15 protein-coding genes, 1 rRNA gene and 1 riboswitch are annotated in these 17338 nt (G+C 69.6%); of the genes, 3 read left to right on the top strand and 13 right to left on the bottom strand.

All coding sequences use genetic code 11. From position 1 onward, the window contains the following. Positions 1-62: 62 nt before the first annotated feature. Complete coding sequence (locus ADL29_RS34390) at positions 63-1610, bottom strand: glutamate-cysteine ligase family protein (RefSeq protein ID WP_053927444.1); 1548 nt, start codon at positions 1608-1610, stop codon at positions 63-65. A gap of 616 nt (positions 1611-2226) precedes the next feature. Between ADL29_RS34390 and ADL29_RS34385 the strand changes: the two genes are divergently transcribed. Both ADL29_RS34385 and ADL29_RS34380 read left to right on the top strand, forming a co-directional pair. Then, complete coding sequence (locus ADL29_RS34385) at positions 2227-2820, top strand: hypothetical protein (RefSeq protein WP_053927443.1); 594 nt, start codon at positions 2227-2229, stop codon at positions 2818-2820. Positions 2821-3119: 299 nt separating this feature from the next. Next, entirely contained in the window at positions 3120-3323 is a 204-nt protein-coding gene (locus tag ADL29_RS34380) for a DUF5999 family protein (protein WP_046929380.1), read from the top strand. Positions 3324-3403: 80 nt separating this feature from the next. On the opposite strand, the gene gcvP is transcribed toward ADL29_RS34380, so the two are convergent. After that, a complete protein-coding gene (gene gcvP, locus ADL29_RS34375) occupies positions 3404-6289 on the bottom strand; it encodes an aminomethyl-transferring glycine dehydrogenase (protein WP_053927442.1) in 2886 nt (961 codons plus the stop codon). Positions 6290-6478: 189 nt separating this feature from the next. After that, positions 6479-6576, bottom strand: a riboswitch (glycine riboswitch). Positions 6577-6701: 125 nt separating this feature from the next. Here gcvP and ADL29_RS34370 point away from each other — a divergent pair. Further along, complete coding sequence (locus ADL29_RS34370; protein ID WP_046929378.1) at positions 6702-7094, top strand: PRC-barrel domain-containing protein; 393 nt, start codon at positions 6702-6704, stop codon at positions 7092-7094. Here ADL29_RS34370 and ADL29_RS34365 read toward each other — a convergent pair. From ADL29_RS34365 to rrf, 11 genes are all read right to left on the bottom strand, one after another. Further along, complete coding sequence (locus tag ADL29_RS34365; RefSeq protein ID WP_078971502.1) at positions 6995-8458, bottom strand: DNA polymerase IV; 1464 nt, start codon at positions 8456-8458, stop codon at positions 6995-6997. The two genes, ADL29_RS34370 and ADL29_RS34365, sit on opposite strands and share 100 nt — an antisense overlap. 66 nt (positions 8459-8524) lie before the next feature. Continuing rightward, positions 8525-9091, bottom strand: a complete 567-nt coding sequence (locus tag ADL29_RS34360; RefSeq protein WP_425424303.1) for a MerR family transcriptional regulator — start codon at positions 9089-9091, stop codon at positions 8525-8527. 227 nt (positions 9092-9318) lie between these two features. After that, a complete protein-coding gene (locus tag ADL29_RS34355) occupies positions 9319-9792 on the bottom strand; it encodes a bifunctional nuclease family protein (protein WP_046929376.1) in 474 nt (157 codons plus the stop codon). 53 nt (positions 9793-9845) lie between these two features. Then, complete coding sequence (gene ftsR / locus ADL29_RS34350; protein WP_053927440.1) at positions 9846-10595, bottom strand: transcriptional regulator FtsR; 750 nt, start codon at positions 10593-10595, stop codon at positions 9846-9848. Positions 10596-10612: 17 nt separating this feature from the next. Next, positions 10613-11449 carry a double zinc ribbon and FHA domain-containing protein gene (locus ADL29_RS34345; RefSeq protein ID WP_211274444.1) on the bottom strand — a complete coding sequence of 279 codons (837 nt, stop codon included), beginning with the start codon at positions 11447-11449 and terminating at the stop codon, positions 10613-10615. Between the two features lie 130 nt (positions 11450-11579). Then, complete coding sequence (locus ADL29_RS34340) at positions 11580-12527, bottom strand: DUF881 domain-containing protein (RefSeq protein WP_053927439.1); 948 nt, start codon at positions 12525-12527, stop codon at positions 11580-11582. Positions 12528-12532: 5 nt separating this feature from the next. Continuing rightward, entirely contained in the window at positions 12533-12865 is a 333-nt protein-coding gene (locus ADL29_RS34335; protein WP_003984969.1) for a small basic family protein, read from the bottom strand. After that, positions 12862-13785, bottom strand: a complete 924-nt coding sequence (locus ADL29_RS34330) for a DUF881 domain-containing protein (RefSeq protein WP_046929373.1) — start codon at positions 13783-13785, stop codon at positions 12862-12864. The genes ADL29_RS34335 and ADL29_RS34330 overlap by 4 nt, the downstream gene beginning before the upstream one ends. 85 nt (positions 13786-13870) lie before the next feature. Further along, positions 13871-16366, bottom strand: a complete 2496-nt coding sequence (locus ADL29_RS34325; RefSeq protein ID WP_046929372.1) for a mannose-1-phosphate guanyltransferase — start codon at positions 16364-16366, stop codon at positions 13871-13873. A gap of 122 nt (positions 16367-16488) precedes the next feature. Continuing rightward, on the bottom strand, positions 16489-17097 hold the full coding sequence (gene clsA, locus ADL29_RS34320) for a cardiolipin synthase ClsA (protein WP_053927438.1): 609 nt from the start codon (positions 17095-17097) through the stop codon (positions 16489-16491). Between the two features lie 149 nt (positions 17098-17246). Continuing rightward, positions 17247-17338, bottom strand: a 5S ribosomal RNA gene (gene rrf / locus ADL29_RS34315); the annotation flags it as partial.

Here is a 17338-nt window from a genome sequence, read left to right as displayed (position 1 = left end):
ACGCCGGGCACCGGGCCCGGTGCCCGAGGGCGTCGCCGCATGGAGTGTCGGCCGGACAGGCCTCAGGCGCTCTCGACCGTGCGCCGCGCCCCCGGCACCACCGGCGGCGCGCCCACCGCCCAGGCGACCGGCCAGGTGTGCACCGGATCCCCGGCGTGCATCAGCTCGCTGTAGCGACGGGTCATCGCGGCCAGTGCGGCATCCCGGTCCAGGCCCTGGCGCACCGCGTGGTGGAAGGCCGCGGCCTGCCAGGACGCGCCGTTGACCCGGCGGGCGCAGCGGGCCTCGATGATGCCCAGATACAGGTCCCGGTCGGCCGGTTCGACGCCCCAGGCGTCCAGTCCGGCCGCCGCGAGGGGCAGCAGTTCCTGGCGTACGAGCCGTACGGCAGGGACCTCGGCGATGCCGCCGCGGCCGGGCCGTGGCCAGTGGAGGCGGGCGTCGATGCCGTAGCGGGAGGCGGTGTCGAAGTTGGCGGCCGCGGCGGCGAAGGGCAGGCGCGTCCAGACGGGGCGGGGTTCCTCGGCCAGGGCCCGTACCAGGCCGTAGTAGAAGGCGGTGTTGGCGATGACGTCGGCGACGGTGGGGCCGGCCGGCAGCACGCGGTTCTCGACCCGCAGATGCGGCACGCCGTCGGCCACCGCGTAGACGGGACGGTTCCAGCGGTAGACCGTGCCGTTGTGCAGCACCAGTTCCGCAAGATCCGGCACCCCGCCCTCGTCGAGGATCCGCAGCGGCTCCTGCGGCCCGGGAATCGGCAGCAGCGGCGGGAAATAGCGCAGGTTCTCCTCGAAGAGGTCATACGCGGAGCCGATCCAGCGCTCCCCGAACCAGGTGCGCGGGCGCACCCCCTGGGCCTGGAGCTCGGGCGCCCGGGTGTCGGTGGACTGCTGGAAGACCGGCGGCCGGGACTCGCACCACAGCTCGCGGCCGAAGAGGAAGGGCGAGTTGGCCCCGACGGCGACCTGGACGGCGGCGATGGCCTGCGCGGCGTTCCAGACGGCGGCGAAGCGGCCCGGCGTGACCTGGAGGTGCAGCTGGACGGACGTACAGGCGGCCTCCGGCGCTATCGAGGACGAGCGGGAGACCAGATGCTCGACGCCCTCTATGTCGATCGCGAAGTCCTCGCCGCGGGCCGCCCGCATCTGCTCGTCGAGCAGCACATACCGGTCGATGGCGGAGAGATTGGCGGCCGTGAGATCGGCGGCGGTCAGGGTCGGCAGAATACCGATCATCACTATCCGTGCGGCCACCTCGCGGGCTTTCCGGTCGGCGTAGGCAAGACCCGCACGGAGTTCCTCGGCCAGCTGGTCGAGGACGCGGCCGGACAATCGGTGCGGGGTGATGTTGACCTCGAGATTGCACCGGGCGAGTTCGGTCTGGAAATCCCGGCTGGCGATACGTTCCAGCACCTGGGAGTTCATCATTCGGGGCAGCCCGTCCGCACCTGCGAGATTGAGCTCGATCTCCAGCCCGATGAGATTCTTCGGACGGTCGAACCGCCGCTCCGACAGGAGCCTGCGCAATCCGGCGAGACATTCGTGCAGCTTTCTTCGATATCGCTCCCGGTCGGCCAGGTCGATCCCGTCCGCGGCGACCTTCTCCCCCATCGAAGGGTCCCTCCTCGATCGAGCGAACGGCCCGCGGCCACGGACCGGTTGGGCCGTCCCCGACACCACCGGGGCACGCGCTACGGACGATGATGCCCCGGCAATCTGATCGATAACGCCTCGGTGGTGTGACGCTGGCGATAGGCTCGAAGTAATGGCGGACACGGAACGCGACCAGGCCACGTCCATGACCCGTCCGTGGCACACTCCAAGGGCATATCTCGGCGGCCCTCGCCACCCGCATTTCTCTTGTGAAAATCACCGATGAGATCCGGCCTACCACGTGTGCGAAGAAATACGAGGTGGCGTATCCAAAGGCCCGCACAAAGCGGAGAAAATCACCCCGCGGCGGGCCCGGCACAGCGGTCCTGATTACGCCTTGCCAGAAATCTGCAGGACCAGTAGCCGAAACAAATTCAGAACATACGTCGTATAAACTCCGCAGACGAGGCAGAGAGTTGGCGCCCAGTGCTGCGGTGTTCCCACCGGCGCCGGGGTCCTGCGGCCGACCCACCGGGCCGCCGCTCCGGTCGGCCATGCTCTGGCCCCGCATGCAGACAGCGCCGTCCGCACCTGCCCGGCTTCACCGTGTCTCCGAAGTGAGAGGCGACCCACCATGCCGCTGCATCTCCCCCCTGCCCCTGCGCCTGCCCTGCGCAGCGTTCTCGCCGCCCTCGGCTCGCCCACCGCCGTCCGCGAAGCCCCCGCCTCCGCCCTGCGCGCCCATCAGGGTCCGCTCAGCCCCGACCACCCCCTGCCGGTCCACATCTGGGACGACGTCAGCCGCGCGGGCGGCCCCCCGCGGACCCGGCTGACCGGCTGGCGCTTCCTGGTCCGCAGCGGTGAGCGCGCCGTGGCGGCCGCCGAGGCGATGCTCACCGCCGACGGCTGGACGTTCTCCCACTTCTGCGGCGGCCCGTACGTCGGCGCGACGGAACAGGCACTGCAGCAGGCGGAGTCGCTGGCCGCCCCGTACCAGCCGCGGCTGCTGTCCGTACCGGAGCTGTACATGCTCACCCTGTGGCTGCACCACGACACCGCATCCGACGGTGCCACCGGCCTGCCCGCCCCCGGTGACCTGCTGGTACCGCTGGCGCCCGCACCGCCGGGCATCGCCCCGCACCGCCCGCAGCGGGTCGCCGATCTGCTGCCGCGGCTCCACCTCCGCCTCGCCCCGCCCGGTCCGCTGCTCGACTCCCCGGCCGCCTGACGGCGTACGCCGTGGCCCGGCCGAGCGCCCCGCGACCCATCCGGCCGCGGGGCGCCCCGCTGTGCTCACCCGGGTGGCCGACCGGCCGGAAATATCCCCCAACCCCCTTGCAGAAGAATGAAATTGAACCGCCCGCACGGGTGACGCGTCCTTATCCAACGAGTACCACTGCGGCGAAATCCCTGCGGAAACCCGTCCGTGGGGCAACACTGGGACCAACCGATGGAAACGGGGGAGCGGCCATGACCACCTCGTCGAGCCGCACAACGACGTTCACACCGCAGCGAAAGACAACTTCCATGTGTCAGCACCAACCTCCTTGCCCGTCCGCAGACTCCAGCGACCGGGAAGCCGCGCATCCCGTGGCACACCACCCCGAACAGGGCTGGAGCCTGCTGTGCAACGGTGTCCTGCTCTTCGAGGACACCGGTGAGCTGCTGCCGGACGGGAAGATCATCGCCCCGCACCGGCCGCAGGCCGAACGGGTCGCCAGCGTGGCCTGACCGCCATCTCCTGGCAGTACAACAGGGCCCCCGGCACACATGCCGAGGGCCCTTGATGTTGTCCGGACGACCGCCGGCGATCAGCCGTCGTACTCGTCCAGCGGCGGGCAGGAGCAGACGAGGTTACGGTCACCGAAGGCACCGTCGATACGGCGCACCGGCGGCCAGTACTTCTCCGCCGCCACGACACCGGCCGGGAAGACCGCCTCCTCGCGGGAGTACGGGTGCGACCAGTCGCCGCTGAGCGAGGCCGCGGTGTGCGGGGCGTTGCGCAGCGGGTTGTCGTCCTTGTCCCACTCCCCCGAGCCGACCTTCTCGATCTCCGCGCGGATGGCGATCATCGCATCGCAGAACCGGTCCAGCTCGTCCAGGTCCTCGCTCTCGGTCGGCTCGATCATCAGCGTGCCGGCCACCGGGAAGGACATCGTCGGCGCGTGGAAGCCGTAGTCGATCAGCCGCTTGGCGACATCGTCGATGCTCACCCCGGTCGCCTTGGTCAGCGGCCGGACGTCGATGATGCACTCGTGCGCCACCAGACCGCCGGGGCCGGTGTAGAGCACCGGGTAGTGCGCCTCCAGACGCTTGGCGATGTAGTTGGCGCTCAGCACCGCGACCTGGGTGGCGCGCTTGAGGCCCTCGCCGCCCATCAGGCGGACGTACGCCCAGGAGATCGGCAGGATCCCGGCGGACCCCCAGGGGGCCGCGGAGATCGGTCCGACGCCCGTCTCCGGGCCCGCGGTGGGCTGCAGCGGGTGGTTGGGCAGGTACGGCGCCAGGTGGGCGCGTACGGCGACCGGGCCGACGCCGGGGCCGCCGCCGCCGTGCGGGATGCAGAAGGTCTTGTGCAGGTTGAGGTGCGAGACATCGCCGCCGAACTTGCCGGGCTCGGCGAGGCCGACCAGCGCGTTGAGGTTGGCGCCGTCGACGTAGACCTGGCCGCCGGCGTCGTGCACGGCCGCGCAGATCTGGGTGATGTGCTCCTCGAACACGCCGTGCGTGGAGGGGTAGGTCACCATCAGGACCGCGAGCTCGTCGCGGTGCTTCTCGATCTTGGCGTGCAGATCGTCGGCGTCCACCTCGCCGTCCTCGCCGGTCTTGACGACGACGACCTTCATCCCGGCCATCACGGCGCTGGCGGCGTTGGTGCCGTGCGCCGAGGACGGGATCAGGCAGACGGTGCGCTGCTCGTCGCCGTTGGCGCGGTGGTAGGCGCGGACGGCCAGCAGACCGGCCAGCTCGCCCTGGGATCCGGCGTTGGGCTGGAGGGAGACCTTGTCGTAGCCGGTGACGGTGGCGAGACGCTCCTCCAGCTCCTGGATCAGCGTGAGATAGCCCTGCGCCTGGTCGGCGGGCGCGAAGGGGTGCAGCTGGCCGAAGGCGGGCCAGGTGACCGGTTCCATCTCGGTGGTGGCGTTCAGCTTCATGGTGCAGGAGCCGAGCGGGATCATGCCGCGGTCCAGCGCGTAGTCCTTGTCCGCCAGCGTGCGCAGGTAGCGCAGCATCGCGGTCTCGGAACGGTGCTGCTGGAAGACCGGGTGCGTGAGGTAGTCGTCGGCGCGCAGCAGCTCCTGCGGCAACGTTTCGGCAGCGACGCCGTCCAGCTGCTCGACATCCGCCTGCACCCCGAAGGCACCCCAGACGCCGGCCAGCTGCGCGCGCCCGGTGGTCTCGTCACAGGCGATACCGACCAGGTCGGCGTCGACCAGCCGGAGGTTGACGCCGGCCTCGCGGGCGGCGGCGACGACCTCGGCGGCCCGGCCGGGCACCCGCGCGGTGAGCGTGTCGAAGTACGCGTCGTGGACGATCTCCACTCCGCCGGCCCGCAGGCCCGCGGCCAGGACGGCGGCGTAGCGGTGGGTGCGCCGGGCGATGGTCCGCAGGCCCTCGGGGCCGTGGTAGACCGCGTACATTCCGGCCATCACGGCGAGCAGCACCTGCGCGGTGCAGATGTTGCTGGTGGCCTTCTCGCGGCGGATGTGCTGCTCACGGGTCTGCAGCGCCAGGCGGTAGGCCTTGTCGCCGTCGGCGTCGACGGAGACACCCACCAGGCGGCCGGGCAGGCTGCGGGCGAACTTCTCGCGTACGGCCATGAAGCCGGCGTGCGGCCCGCCGAAGCCCATCGGGACGCCGAAGCGCTGGGTGGTGCCCACCGCGATGTCCGCGCCGAGCTCGCCGGGCGAGGCCAGCAGCGTCAGGGCGAGCAGATCGGCGGCGACGGTGACGACCGCGCCCAGCTCCTGCGCCTGCGCTATGACGGCGCGGGGGTCCCGCACCGCACCGGAGGCGCCCGGGTACTGCAGCAGCATGCCGAAGACACCGCGCTCGGCGATCTCGGCGGGGATGCCGTCGGACAGGTCCGCGACGACGACCTCGACGCCGGTCGGCTCCGCGCGGGTCTCGATCACCGCGATGGTCTGCGGCAGACAGTCGGCGTCGACCAGGAAGACGCCCTGCTTGACCTTGCCCATGCGGCGGGACAGCGCCATCGCCTCGGCGGCGGCGGTGCCCTCGTCCAGCAGGGAGGCGCCCGTGGTGGGCAGCCCGGTCAGGTCGGCGACCATGGTCTGGAAGTTGAGCAGCGCCTCCAGGCGGCCCTGCGAGATCTCCGGCTGGTAGGGCGTGTACGCCGTGTACCAGGCCGGGTTCTCCATGACGTTGCGCAGGATCACCGGCGGGGTGAAGGTGCCGTAGTAGCCGAGCCCGATCATGGAGGCCAGGACCTGGTTGCGGTCCGCGAGGCCGTGCAGTTCCTTGAGGACCTCGGCCTCGGTGCGGGCCTGCGGCAGACCGAGCGCCTCGGCGCTCTTGATCACGTCGGGAACGGCGGTGGCGGTGAGCTCGTCCAGCGAGCCGAAGCCGACCTGCGCGAGCATCTTCGCCTGCGCCTCGTCGTCGGGACCGATGTGCCGGTGCTCGAAGGGCGTACCGCGCTCCAGCTCGGTCAAGGAGATGCGATTGGTGGTCATCTGCGGGGGCCTCCTGGTCAGTACGACCTGCGAGGGGCACCACGGCGCGGGTGCCCGGACGGCCTCCCCCTCTGTCATCTCAACCTGAGAGCTTCACCGGCCCGCGGTCTGCGGTCCGGCTTTCACCGTCGGTGAGGACGGGACCCGGCATTGTGTCTTTTGCGGGCCCGCCCTGCTTTCCAGAGTGACCTCGTCCATGCGGTACGGATGCCTGAGAGATTCCGGGGAGGAGTTGCTCCTTCGGCGCCCCCGCCGCGAACGGCAAGGGACTCTCCCGCATGGGGTCAGCGGCCATTCGTCAGCCTACCAGCGCACCTGTCGGGGGAACCTGAGAGGAAGCTTCGAGTGGCCGAGGCATGAAATGTGCCGTTTGGTAGTTGTCACAGGGCAGTTGCGACCACAAGGAGGGGCTGTGCACACCGATATCGATCCCCGGAGCCTGATCGGCCGCAAAGCGTTCGACCGGAACGGCACCAAGATCGGCACCGTTGACGAGGTCTATCTCGACGACGCGACCGGCGAACCCGAATGGGCTGCCGTGCGCACCGGCCTGTTCAGCCGGGATGCCTTCGTCCCCCTGGAGCCGAGCGAGCTGGCCGAGGAAGGGCTGCGGATCCCCTACGACCGCAAGCTGATCAAGGACGCCCCGGATTTCGGGGTGGGCCGCCATCTCTCCCCCGAACAGGAACTACAGCTCTACCACCATTACCGACTGGATATCTCCTCCCCGGCCTCCCCCGCCTCCGACTCCGCCCCCTCCCCGGACGACAAGGACTTCGGCCGGGTCGCCGGTTCCGAGGACTGACCGTCTCCGGGCCCCCCGCCCACCAGCGGCAACGGCTCCCCCGGCCGCAGCGCCGGGTCATCGACGGCAAAGGTCCGCACCCTCCCCGGTGCGGACCACGGCTGTTCGAAACGTACGGTCACTCTCCCCACCCCGCTGCCCTGCACCCATCCGGCGCCGTATTCCTCGTGCACCACATCGAGGCCCGGAGCCCAGCGGCGCGGCCGCTCCTCCTCCGGCTCAGGCTCGCCCGCCCCGGCCGCCGGCGGCTCCGCCGCCGCTCTGGCCGCCTCCTCCTCGGCCTCCTGCTCCGTGGCCAGCTGGGCGAACAGGTCCTCCTGCGTGAAATCGGCCAGCCCGCTCACCCCCACCCCCAGGAGCCGGACCCCGCCCGTGGTGTCCACCGTCTCCAGGAGCCGCGCGGCGGCCTCCCGGACGACCGCGGGGTCGTCGGTGGGCCCGCGCAGCGTCTCCGACCTGGTCAGCGTCGAGAAGTCGTAGTTGCGCACCTTGATCACCACCGTCCGCCCGGACCGCCCCGCCGCCCGCAGCCGCTGCACACAGCGCTCGGCCAGCCGCGTGAGCTCGCTGCGCACCCGCGTCCGGTCGGTGAGATCGACTTCGAAGGTGTCCTCCACGGAGATCGACTTCGCGTCCCGCTCCGCCACCACCGGGCGGTCGTCCTGCCCCAGCGCCATCGCATACAGCCCGGCGCCGTGCGCCTTGCCCAGCAGCCGCACCAGCTCGTCCTCGCCGGCCTCCGCGGTCTCCGCGACGGTGTGGATCCCGGCCCGGCGCAGCGCCTCGGCCGTCGCCGGCCCCACCCCGGGCAGCGTCCGCACCGGCATGGGCCCCAGCAGCTCCCGCTCGCTGCCGGGCTCGATCACCACCAGGCCGTCCGGCTTCGCCGCCTCGGACGCGATCTTCGCCAGCATCTTGGCGCCCGCAAGCCCCACCGAGCCGGTCAGCGCGGTGGCCTCGCGGATGTCCCGCCGCAGCCGCTCCCCCACGGCCCGTACGGCGTCCGTCTCGGGCGCCACCCCGCCCGCCTCCAGGTCCACGAACGCCTCGTCCAGGCTCAGCGGCTCCACCAGCGGCGACAGCGCATGCAGCAGCTCCATCACCTTGTCACTCACCTGGCGGTACAGATCGAACCGCGGGCTGAGGTAGGCGGCATTGGGGCACAGCCGGCGCGCCTGAGCGGTCGGCATGGCCGAGCGGACGCCGAAGACCCGTGCTTCGTACGACGCGGTGGCGACGACCCCACGCGGCCCGATCCCGCCGACGATCACCGGCTTTCCGCGCAGGCTGGGCTTTGCCGCCTGCTCGGCGGACGCATAGAACGCATCCATGTCCAGATGCAGAATCGTCGGCGCGGATCTCACATGACCGATCCTCCCGCACACCACTGACAACCGGCCCGATGCCGGGCCCGGGTGCGGGTACGGGCGTCAGCCGGCCCGGTTGCGCCGCCGCGCCAGCTCGTCGTGCGGGTTCTGGCCGACCAGCGTCTCGCCGGTGTCCAGCCGCTCGCCGTGCAGCTCGGAGAGCGCGCTCTCCACGTCTCGCAGCACCACGCCCACGGCGATCCCGAAGACCCCCTGGCCGCCCTGGAGCAGATCGACGACCTGGTCGGGCGAGGTGCACTCGTAGACCGTCGCGCCGTCGCTCATCAGCGTCATCCGCGTCAGATCGTCCAGCCCGCGCGAACGCAGATGCTGGACGGCGGTGCGGATGTTCTGCAGCGACACCCCGGTGTCCAGCAGCCGCTTGACGATCTTCAGAACGACGACGTCCCGGAAGTTGTACAGCCGCTGAGTGCCGGAACCGTAGGCGGGCCGGACGCTCGGCTCCACCAGGCCGGTGCGCGCCCAGTAGTCGAGCTGCCGGTAGGTGATCCCCGCCGCCGCGCACGCCGTCGGACCGCGGTAGCCGATGACCCCCGCCGCGCAGTCCCCCGACACCGCGGCGGGCCGCGCCGGTGCGCGGTTCGCTGCTGCATTCGGGTGGAGCGGCAACGCCCCTTCCGCCGCCGTACCGTCGCCGGTGATTGCCACGCCGCCCTCCGTCCTCCACGTCCCGGACGGGACCTGCCTTATCGACGGTATGCAGTCACTCGGGGTGCGTCAACGATCGCCGCGCTCGCCACGCCGAGTGATAATCACCCTACGAGTGGTTTCTCGTGACCTCGCGCGGGGAATGGCTAAATAGTTTGGCCGGAATCAGACGCTTCCGCCGGCCGATGTCACTGGTTGCTGCTGCCGAAGTCCTCGGGCGAGATCTGGTCGAGGAACTCGCGGAACTTCTCCACCTCGTCCTCCTGCTCGTCCGGGATCGCGATGCCCGCGTCGTCCAGCACACCGTCCGTCCCGTAGATCGGGGTCCCGGTGCGCAGTGCCAGCGCTATGGCGTCGGACGGACGCGCGCTGACCTCGACGCCGCTGGCAAAGACCAGTTCGGCGTAGAACACTCCCTCGCGCAGATCCGTGATCCGGACCTGCGTCAGTTCCTGGCCCACCGCTTCCAGCACATCCTTGAAGAGGTCATGCGTCAGCGGCCTGGCAGGGACCATGCCCTGCTGGGCGAAGGCGATGGCGGTGGCCTCCCCTGGCCCGATCCAAATGGGCAAGTAGCGATCGCCTCCCACCTCCCGCAGGAGCACGATCGGTTGGCTGGAAGGCATTTCCACCCGGACACCCACGACATCGAGCTCGTTCACACAGCAACCCTAGGACGTGCCCGGCAGGTTTGGGTAGTCGGGCCGTTATTTGCTCACTGGAGCCGGACCCGCAGCGCGCTCTGGACCAGTGCCGCATGGAGGCGTACGGACAGGGTGGCCAGCTCTCTGGCGGTGGCCTCGGCATGCGTCCTGGTCTGCGGGTTGCGGTGCCGCCGAAGAGGTGCCACGACCTGCTCCACCAAGCCCGCCTCGCGCTCGGCGGCCGCCTTCACGGCCCGCAGATGCCGCGGCTCGAGACCAAAACGTCCCAGCTCGGCGACGAGCTTCGCGACCGTGACGGCCTCACTGTCGTAGCTGCCGTCGGCGCCCGGCACGACGAGCCCGTACGACTCCCAGTCGGCCAGCGCCGCCTCGTCCACCCCGGCGGCCGCCAGCAGCTCCTCCCGGCCGACCCGGGCGGTCGCCGGGCGGTCCTCGCCCGGCTCGCGCATCCCCGGGACCAGGTCGCGGGGCGCCGTGGCCTGGGCGGGCAGCTGCACCTGCTCACCGCGCTCCAGGGCGTCCAGATGCTCCCGGATGACCTTCAGCGGAAGGTAGTGGTCCCGCTGCATCCGCAGCACGCCGGCCAGCCGCTCGACGTCGGCCGCGGTGAATTTGCGGTATCCGGAAGGCGTGCGCTCCGGCTCCACCAGCCCCTCGGCCTCCAGGAAGCGAATCTTGGAGATGGTGACCTCGGGGAATTCCTCGCGCAGCAGGGTGAGCACCGTGCCGATGCTCACCGGTCTCCCGTCCGAGGGGGCGGCGCCGGAGGAACCGGCACCGCCCTTCGGTGCTTGGCGCATATGCCTTCCCCGGCCGGTCAGATACCGGCGGCCAGCTGGCTTGCGTAGAAGACCAGCCGGAACTTGCCGATCTGGACCTCGTCCCCGTTGGAGAGCGCGACCGAGTCGATCCGCTCGCGGTTGACGTACGTGCCGTTCAGGCTGCCGACGTCGGCGACCGTGAAACGGCCCTCCGGACCGCGCCGGAATTCCACATGGCGGCGCGAGACCGTCACATCGTCGAGGAAGATGTCGCCCTGCGGGTGGCGGCCGGCCGTCGTCAGCTCGCCGTCCAGCAGGAAGCGGCTGCCGGAGTTCGGACCCCGGCGGACGACCAGCAGCGCCGAACCCGCCGGAAGGGCGTCGACGGCCGCCTGGGCCTCGGGCGACAGGGACGGCAGCTGGGTCTGGCCCGTGGCCTCCGCGTCATACGCCTCGATCCCCGAGATGGAGATGGTCGACGTCGTCTCGGACGCGCGCTCGGCCACGGCACCCGGGCGCAGCGGCGCACCGCAATTGGAGCAGAACCGGCTCGCCTCGGCGTTCCGGTGCCCACACCTCGTACAAACCGGCAAGGCCGAACCTCCACCCGTGGATGAGGCCGATGGTCCCTGGGAACCTATGCGGCCGGCACCGGAGGGGTCAACAGAACCCGCGCCGTGCCCCCCGGACGGACCGCTGACCTCATCCCGGAAGAGCGGACGGTCCTCACCTGCGCCGCCCTCCTCGGGCCGGCCCGCGGCGCGGTGCCGCGCCGAGCCGCTGCCGCCCTCCTGGCGTGCGCTCTTGCCGAACAGCTTTGCAAACAACTTCACGGGCGATTCCCCTTGAACGAAACAGACCCGCCCGTGGGGCAGGACGAACCCTCGATGCACACACCGGCCGATCCGGACATCCTGTGAACGTCCGTGGCCTCCAGACAGTTTCCCTCACACACCACAATCACGGTGCGCCGACCCCCCGCTACCTCATGCCCTCGCCGGGCCATCGCCATACGTGAAGGCCTCACCGCGAAGACAACCGAGCGTAGTCAGGCCGCTTCGCCTCTCGCAAGGCATCCACAATGATCTTCCTTTGCCGGGTCACAGACACCTTGGCCTGCTCCTTTTCCAGAGTCTGAACGACCCCTCCGGGGATGTTCAGCGCCGGTTCGAGGTCCTCGGGCTTGCCGATGACCTTGAACCGGTAGGGCTGGGCGACCCGCTTCCCGTCGATCTGCACGCCGCCGCTGACATCCGAGAGATAGGTGTTCGCGACGACCCTTACGTCATTGACCTGGATGGCCTCGGCGCCGGCCGCCCGCAGCTCCTGGACGGTGTCCAGCAGCTTGTCCGCCTCGACGGAGTGCGTGGCGTCGTCGATGGTCAGGGTGATGCCGGGCCCTTGCGCCGCGACGGTCCCGGCCAGCACGCCCAGCTGCTGTTCCTTCTCCACGGTCTGTTTACGGGCCTCCTCGGCCTGGTCCGAGCTGTTCTCCAGCTCGGTCTTCTGCCCTTCCAGGCGCCGCTGTTCTTCCGTCAGCCGCTGGGAGCGGTTGTCCAGTTCATCCAGAATGCGCACCAGATCCTCCTGGCGTGCACCCCGCAGCGCGCTGCTGTCACTCGTGGAACGTACCTGAATCGCCAGGCCGAGGCCGAGAATGAACAGGAGCAGAGCAACGATCAGTTGAGCCCGGGTCAGCCGCGGCGGCCAGAGGCTCGCAGCGAGCCGCTGCCGGCCGTTCTGCGGCGTACCGGACGCCTTATCTTCCGCCTCCGCGGCCGGGACGCCGGCATCTGCCGGTTTACCGGCGTTCTGCTGCGTGTCGTCCGGTTTGGGGCTATCCGTTCCCTCAGCGGACGCCGCCGCGGGCGCGGGCCGGCTCTCGGGAGGCATCGGCCGCCGGTCGGCGGGGCCACGGCCCTGCTGCGGCTCCGGCTTCTGCTCCGGCTCGGGGGTCTCGTCCGTTGCCATCCGCCTCACGCCCTGAAGACGTGCCGGCGGATCGCGGCAGCGTTGGAGAAGATCCGGATACCGAGCACCACGACCACACCGGTGGAGAGTTGGGCGCCGACGCCCAGTTTGTCACCGAGGAAGACGATGAGCGCGGCGACCACCACATTCGACAGGAAGGAGACGACAAAGACCTTGTCGTCGAAGATGCCGTCCAGCATCGCGCGCAGACCGCCGAAAACGGCGTCCAGCGCCGCGACGACAGCAATCGGCAAGTAGGGCTCGACCACCGTCGGCACCACGGGTCGGACCACAAGCCCGACCACGACTCCCACGATGAGGCCCAGTACGGCGATCACGATGTGCCCTTCCCTGTGTCGGCGCCATCCGCCTTGGCGGCACCGGCCTGCGGCTTTGCGGTACGTACGGTCAAACTGGGCGCGGGCGGCAGCGTGACCTCGCTCTCCGCGGAAATCCTGGTGCCGACGCCGTAGTTCTCATGCAGTACGTGCAGATACTGACCGTCGGCGCTGTCCTGGAACGCGGTGCTGAGCCGCTGCCCGTCCCCCACCGCCAGCACCGTATAAGGCGGAACCAGTGGCTTGTTGTCGACCAGTATGGCGTCTCCCGCTGCCCTGATCGCCGAGAGTGACGTAAGCCGCTGCCCATTGACGGAGATGGCCTCCGCACCGGACTCCCACAGGCCGTTGACGACACGTTGCATGTCCCTGTCCCGTACCCGCCCGGTGTCGGAGAAACCACTGCTCTCCCTCGGGCCTCCCCCGCTGGACTGTGCGTCCTTGGCGTCGTCCACCACTAGTTTCACGCCAGGACCGGTCACTTCGGTCGAACCGGACAACAGGGCCAGAAGTTCGGCCTTGTCGCCACCATGCTGGTTCAGCGCCTCCCGCTGCATCCTGCTGACCGCGTCCCGGGTCGCGTCCACCCGCTTCTGCAGCTTGTCCGCCTCGCTGGTGCCCTTCTGGATGCGATGGATGAGCTCCTCGCGTTCCTTGGCCAGCGTCGGTGCCGATATCCGCGCCTGGGCGGCGCCCACCGTGACGACCACCGCCGCCAGCACGAGTCCGGCCGCGAGGCCCAACTTCGCCCGCAAGGTGCGCGGCAGACCACGGGTGCCGGCGGCGGCCTTGCGCGCGGCGGCCTCCGCATACCCGTCGTCGAGGCTGTGATCCATCACGTTGGTCAGCAGCGACATGGACGCATCGGGACGCGCGGCCGGCTTCCTGGGAGTGCTCCGATCGGGGCGCTGCTGCGACATGCCGCTCATCGTCGCACGTCGCACTGACAGTCTCCCAATGGCCCCACCGGCGTGCCCGATTGCGGGCACGCCGGTGGGATCCGGCTCAGCGGCCGGCGCTGTCCACGACCGCCGACCACTCGTCCAGCAGCTGCTGAGCGGAGGCGTCGTCCGGCCCCTCCGCCCACAGGTGCGTGACCGCCTCGGCCGGGTCGGGCAGCACCAGCACCCAGCGGCCGTCGGCCTCCACGACCCGTACGCCGTCGGTGGTGTCCACGTCCCGGTCCCCGGCCGCCTCGACCACATGCCGCATGACCAGCCCCTTGACCGCCCACGGCGTGGCAAGGTCACGGCGCAGGACGTGCGCCCGCGGGATCCGCGCATCGATCTGGCTGAGCGTGAGCTGCGTACGGGCCACCAGGCCGATCAGCCGGACGAACGCCGCCGCACCGTCGAAGACGCTGCTGAACTCGGGAATGATGAACCCGCCGAGCCCGTCGCCGCCGAAGACCGTGCCCTCCGTCCGGCCCACCCGGGTCAGATCGTCGGGCGAGGTGGTCGTCCACTCGACCTGTGTCCCGTGGTACGCCGCGACCTGCTCGGCGATCCGCGTCGTGGTCACCGGCAGCGCCACCCGCCCGCTGCGCCGCTCGGCCGCCACCAGGTCCAGCATCACCAGCAGGGCACGGTCGTCCTCGATGATCCGGCCGCGCTCGTCCACCAGGGACAGCCGCTCGCCCACGGGGTCGAAGCGCACCCCGAAGGCGGCCCGCGCCGATGCCACGATCTCGCCGAGCCGGACCAGCCCGGAGCGCCTGGCATCGGCCGTCTCGGTCGGCCGGGACTCGTCGAGCCCCGGATTGATCGTCAGCGAGTCGACACCGAGCCGTCCCAGCAGACTCGGCAGCACCAGCCCGGCACTGCCGTTGGACGCGTCCACCACGACCTTCAGCCCGGAGTCGGCGATACCCGTGGTGTCCACCGCTCGCAGCACGGACCCCGTATAGGAGTCGAAGACGCTCGCCGGGAACCGCAGATCGCCGATCTCGCCGGGAAAGGCGCGTCGGTACTCCTGGCGGGCATAGACCCGGTCGAGCTTGCGCTGCCCCGCCTGCGAGAGATCCGCGCCGCGCTCGTCGAAGAACATGATGTCGACGGAGTCCGGCACCCCCGGTGTCGTACGGACCATGATGCCGCCGGCGCTCCCCCGGGCCGTCTGCTGACGGGCGACCGGCAGCGGAACGTTCTCGAGGTCTCTCACGTCGATGGCGCTGGCCTGCAGCGCGGAGATCACCGCGCGCTTCAGCGCCCGCGCGCCACGCGAATGGTCGCGGGCGGTGGTGACCGTGGAGCCTTTCTTGAGCGTGGTGGCATACGCGCCGGCGAGCCGAACCGCCAGCTCCGGAGTGATCTCGACATTGAGAATTCCGGACACCCCGCGCGCACCGAACAGATGCGCCTGGCCACGGGACTCCCAGATCACCGATGTGTTGACGAACGCACCCGCCTCGATCGTCTTGAAGGGATAGACCCGCACATTCCCCTGGACGATCGACTCCTCGCCGATCAGGCATTCATCGCCGATGACCGCGCCGTCCTCGATCCGGGCGGCCCGCATGATGTCGGTGTTCTTGCCGACCACACAGCCCCGGAGATTGCTGTGCTGCCCGATATAGACGTTGTCGTGCACCACGGCCCTGTGCAGAAACGCGCCGCTTTTCACCACGACGTTGGAGCCGACGACCGTGTGCTCACGGATTTCCACATCGGCCTCGACCTTGGCGTAGTCGCCGATGTACAGCGGCCCGCGCAGCACCGCGTCGGGATGGACTTCCGCGCCCTCCGCGACCCACACCCCGGGCGAGATCTCGAAGCCGTCGATTTCGACGTCGACCTTGCCCTCGAGAACATCGGCCTGGGCCTTCACATAGCTCTCGTGAGTGCCGACGTCCTCCCAGTAGCCCTCGGCGACATAGCCATAGATCGGCTTGCCTTCCTTCATGAGCTGCGGAAAGACATCCCCGGACCAGTCCACCGGAACGTCGGGTTCAAAGTAGTCGAAGACCTCCGGCTCCATCACGTAGATGCCGGTGTTGACGGTGTCCGAGAACACCTGGCCCCAGGTGGGCTTCTCCAGGAAACGCTCGACGCGGCCGCCTTCGTCGACGATGGTGATGCCGAACTCCAGCGGATTCGGAACCCGCGTCAGGCAGACGGTGACCAGGGCGCCCTTTTCCTTGTGGAAGCGGATCAGATCGGTGAGGTCGAAGTCCGTGAGGGCGTCACCCGAGATGACCAGAAAGGCGTCGTCCTTGAGGGCTTCCTCCGCGTTCTTCACGCTGCCCGCGGTGCCCAGTGGCTTTTCCTCGTTGGCGTAGGTGAGCTCCATTCCGAGCTCTTCACCGTCGCCGAAATAGTTCTTGACGAGCGAGGCAAGGAATTGCACGGTCACGACGGTCTCGGTGAGACCGTGCCGTTTCAGCAGCCGCAGCACATGCTCCATGATCGGCCTATTGGCCACAGGCAGCAGCGGCTTCGGCATACTTGACGTCATGGGGCGAAGGCGGGTGCCTTCACCACCGGCCATCACAACGGCCTTCATGTCGGAAGCGTCCTCCTCTAAGAGACGAACGGTCTTGCCGACTTCACTTGTCCAGATCGCCCACTGTTCCTGTGCTCACGTACGGGCGCCGGGCCTTGGCACAATCTGCCGGATCGGAGAGCTCAGTCGGCCGTGGCGTCCGCCTTGATGAGCCAGCGGACCTGGACCACGTAGAGGATCCCTGCCCACCAATAGAGCGCCGTACCCCATCCCGCGAACGCCCAACCGAAAATAGTGGCGAGTGAGTGAAGCCAGGTGTCTCCGCCGCTCAGCAACAGCAGCGGGAAGGCATACATCAAGTTGAACGTAGCCGCTTTGCCCAGGAAGTTCACCTGGGGAGGGCCATATCCGTGACGCCCCAGGAATCCGACCGCGATCAGCAGCATCAGTTCCCGCGCCAGCAGCGCCGCGGTGAGCCAGACGGGCAGAATCTCGCGCCAGGTCAGTCCGACGAGGGTGGAGAGGATGTAGAGCCGGTCGGCCGCGGGGTCGAGGATCCGGCCAAGACTGCTGATCTGGTTCCAGCGCCGGGCAAGCTTCCCGTCCAGGTAGTCACTGACACCGCTCAGCGCAAGCACCAGCAACGCCCAGGGGTCGGCATTCGGGCCATCGAATTCCGGCCACAGGATCAACCACAGGAACACCGGCACGCCGACGAGGCGCGCCATGCTCAGAATGTTGGGGATGGTGAGGACGCGATCCGTCTGTACCCGCGTCTCCTGGACCTCCACGCGGAAGCCTCCTGTGGGGAAATGTGCCGACGATACCCATGTGACCTTACCTGCCCCGCCGGCCGCGCCGTGCCGCGGGTCCCAGGTCCACAAAACGCGAGAAAGCCCCGTGGGGAACCAGGTTCCCCACGGGGCTTTCTCTAAAGATTGTTCGGCGGCGTCCTACTCTCCCACAGGGTCCCCCCTGCAGTACCATCGGCGCTGAAAGGCTTAGCTTCCGGGTTCGGAATGTAACCGGGCG

The sequence above is a fragment of the Streptomyces chattanoogensis genome, from assembly GCF_001294335.1.
Lineage (GTDB): Bacteria > Actinomycetota > Actinomycetes > Streptomycetales > Streptomycetaceae > Streptomyces > Streptomyces chattanoogensis.
The sequence above is the reverse complement of the archived record's forward strand: the minus strand, read 5'-3'. Positions and strand labels throughout refer to the sequence as shown.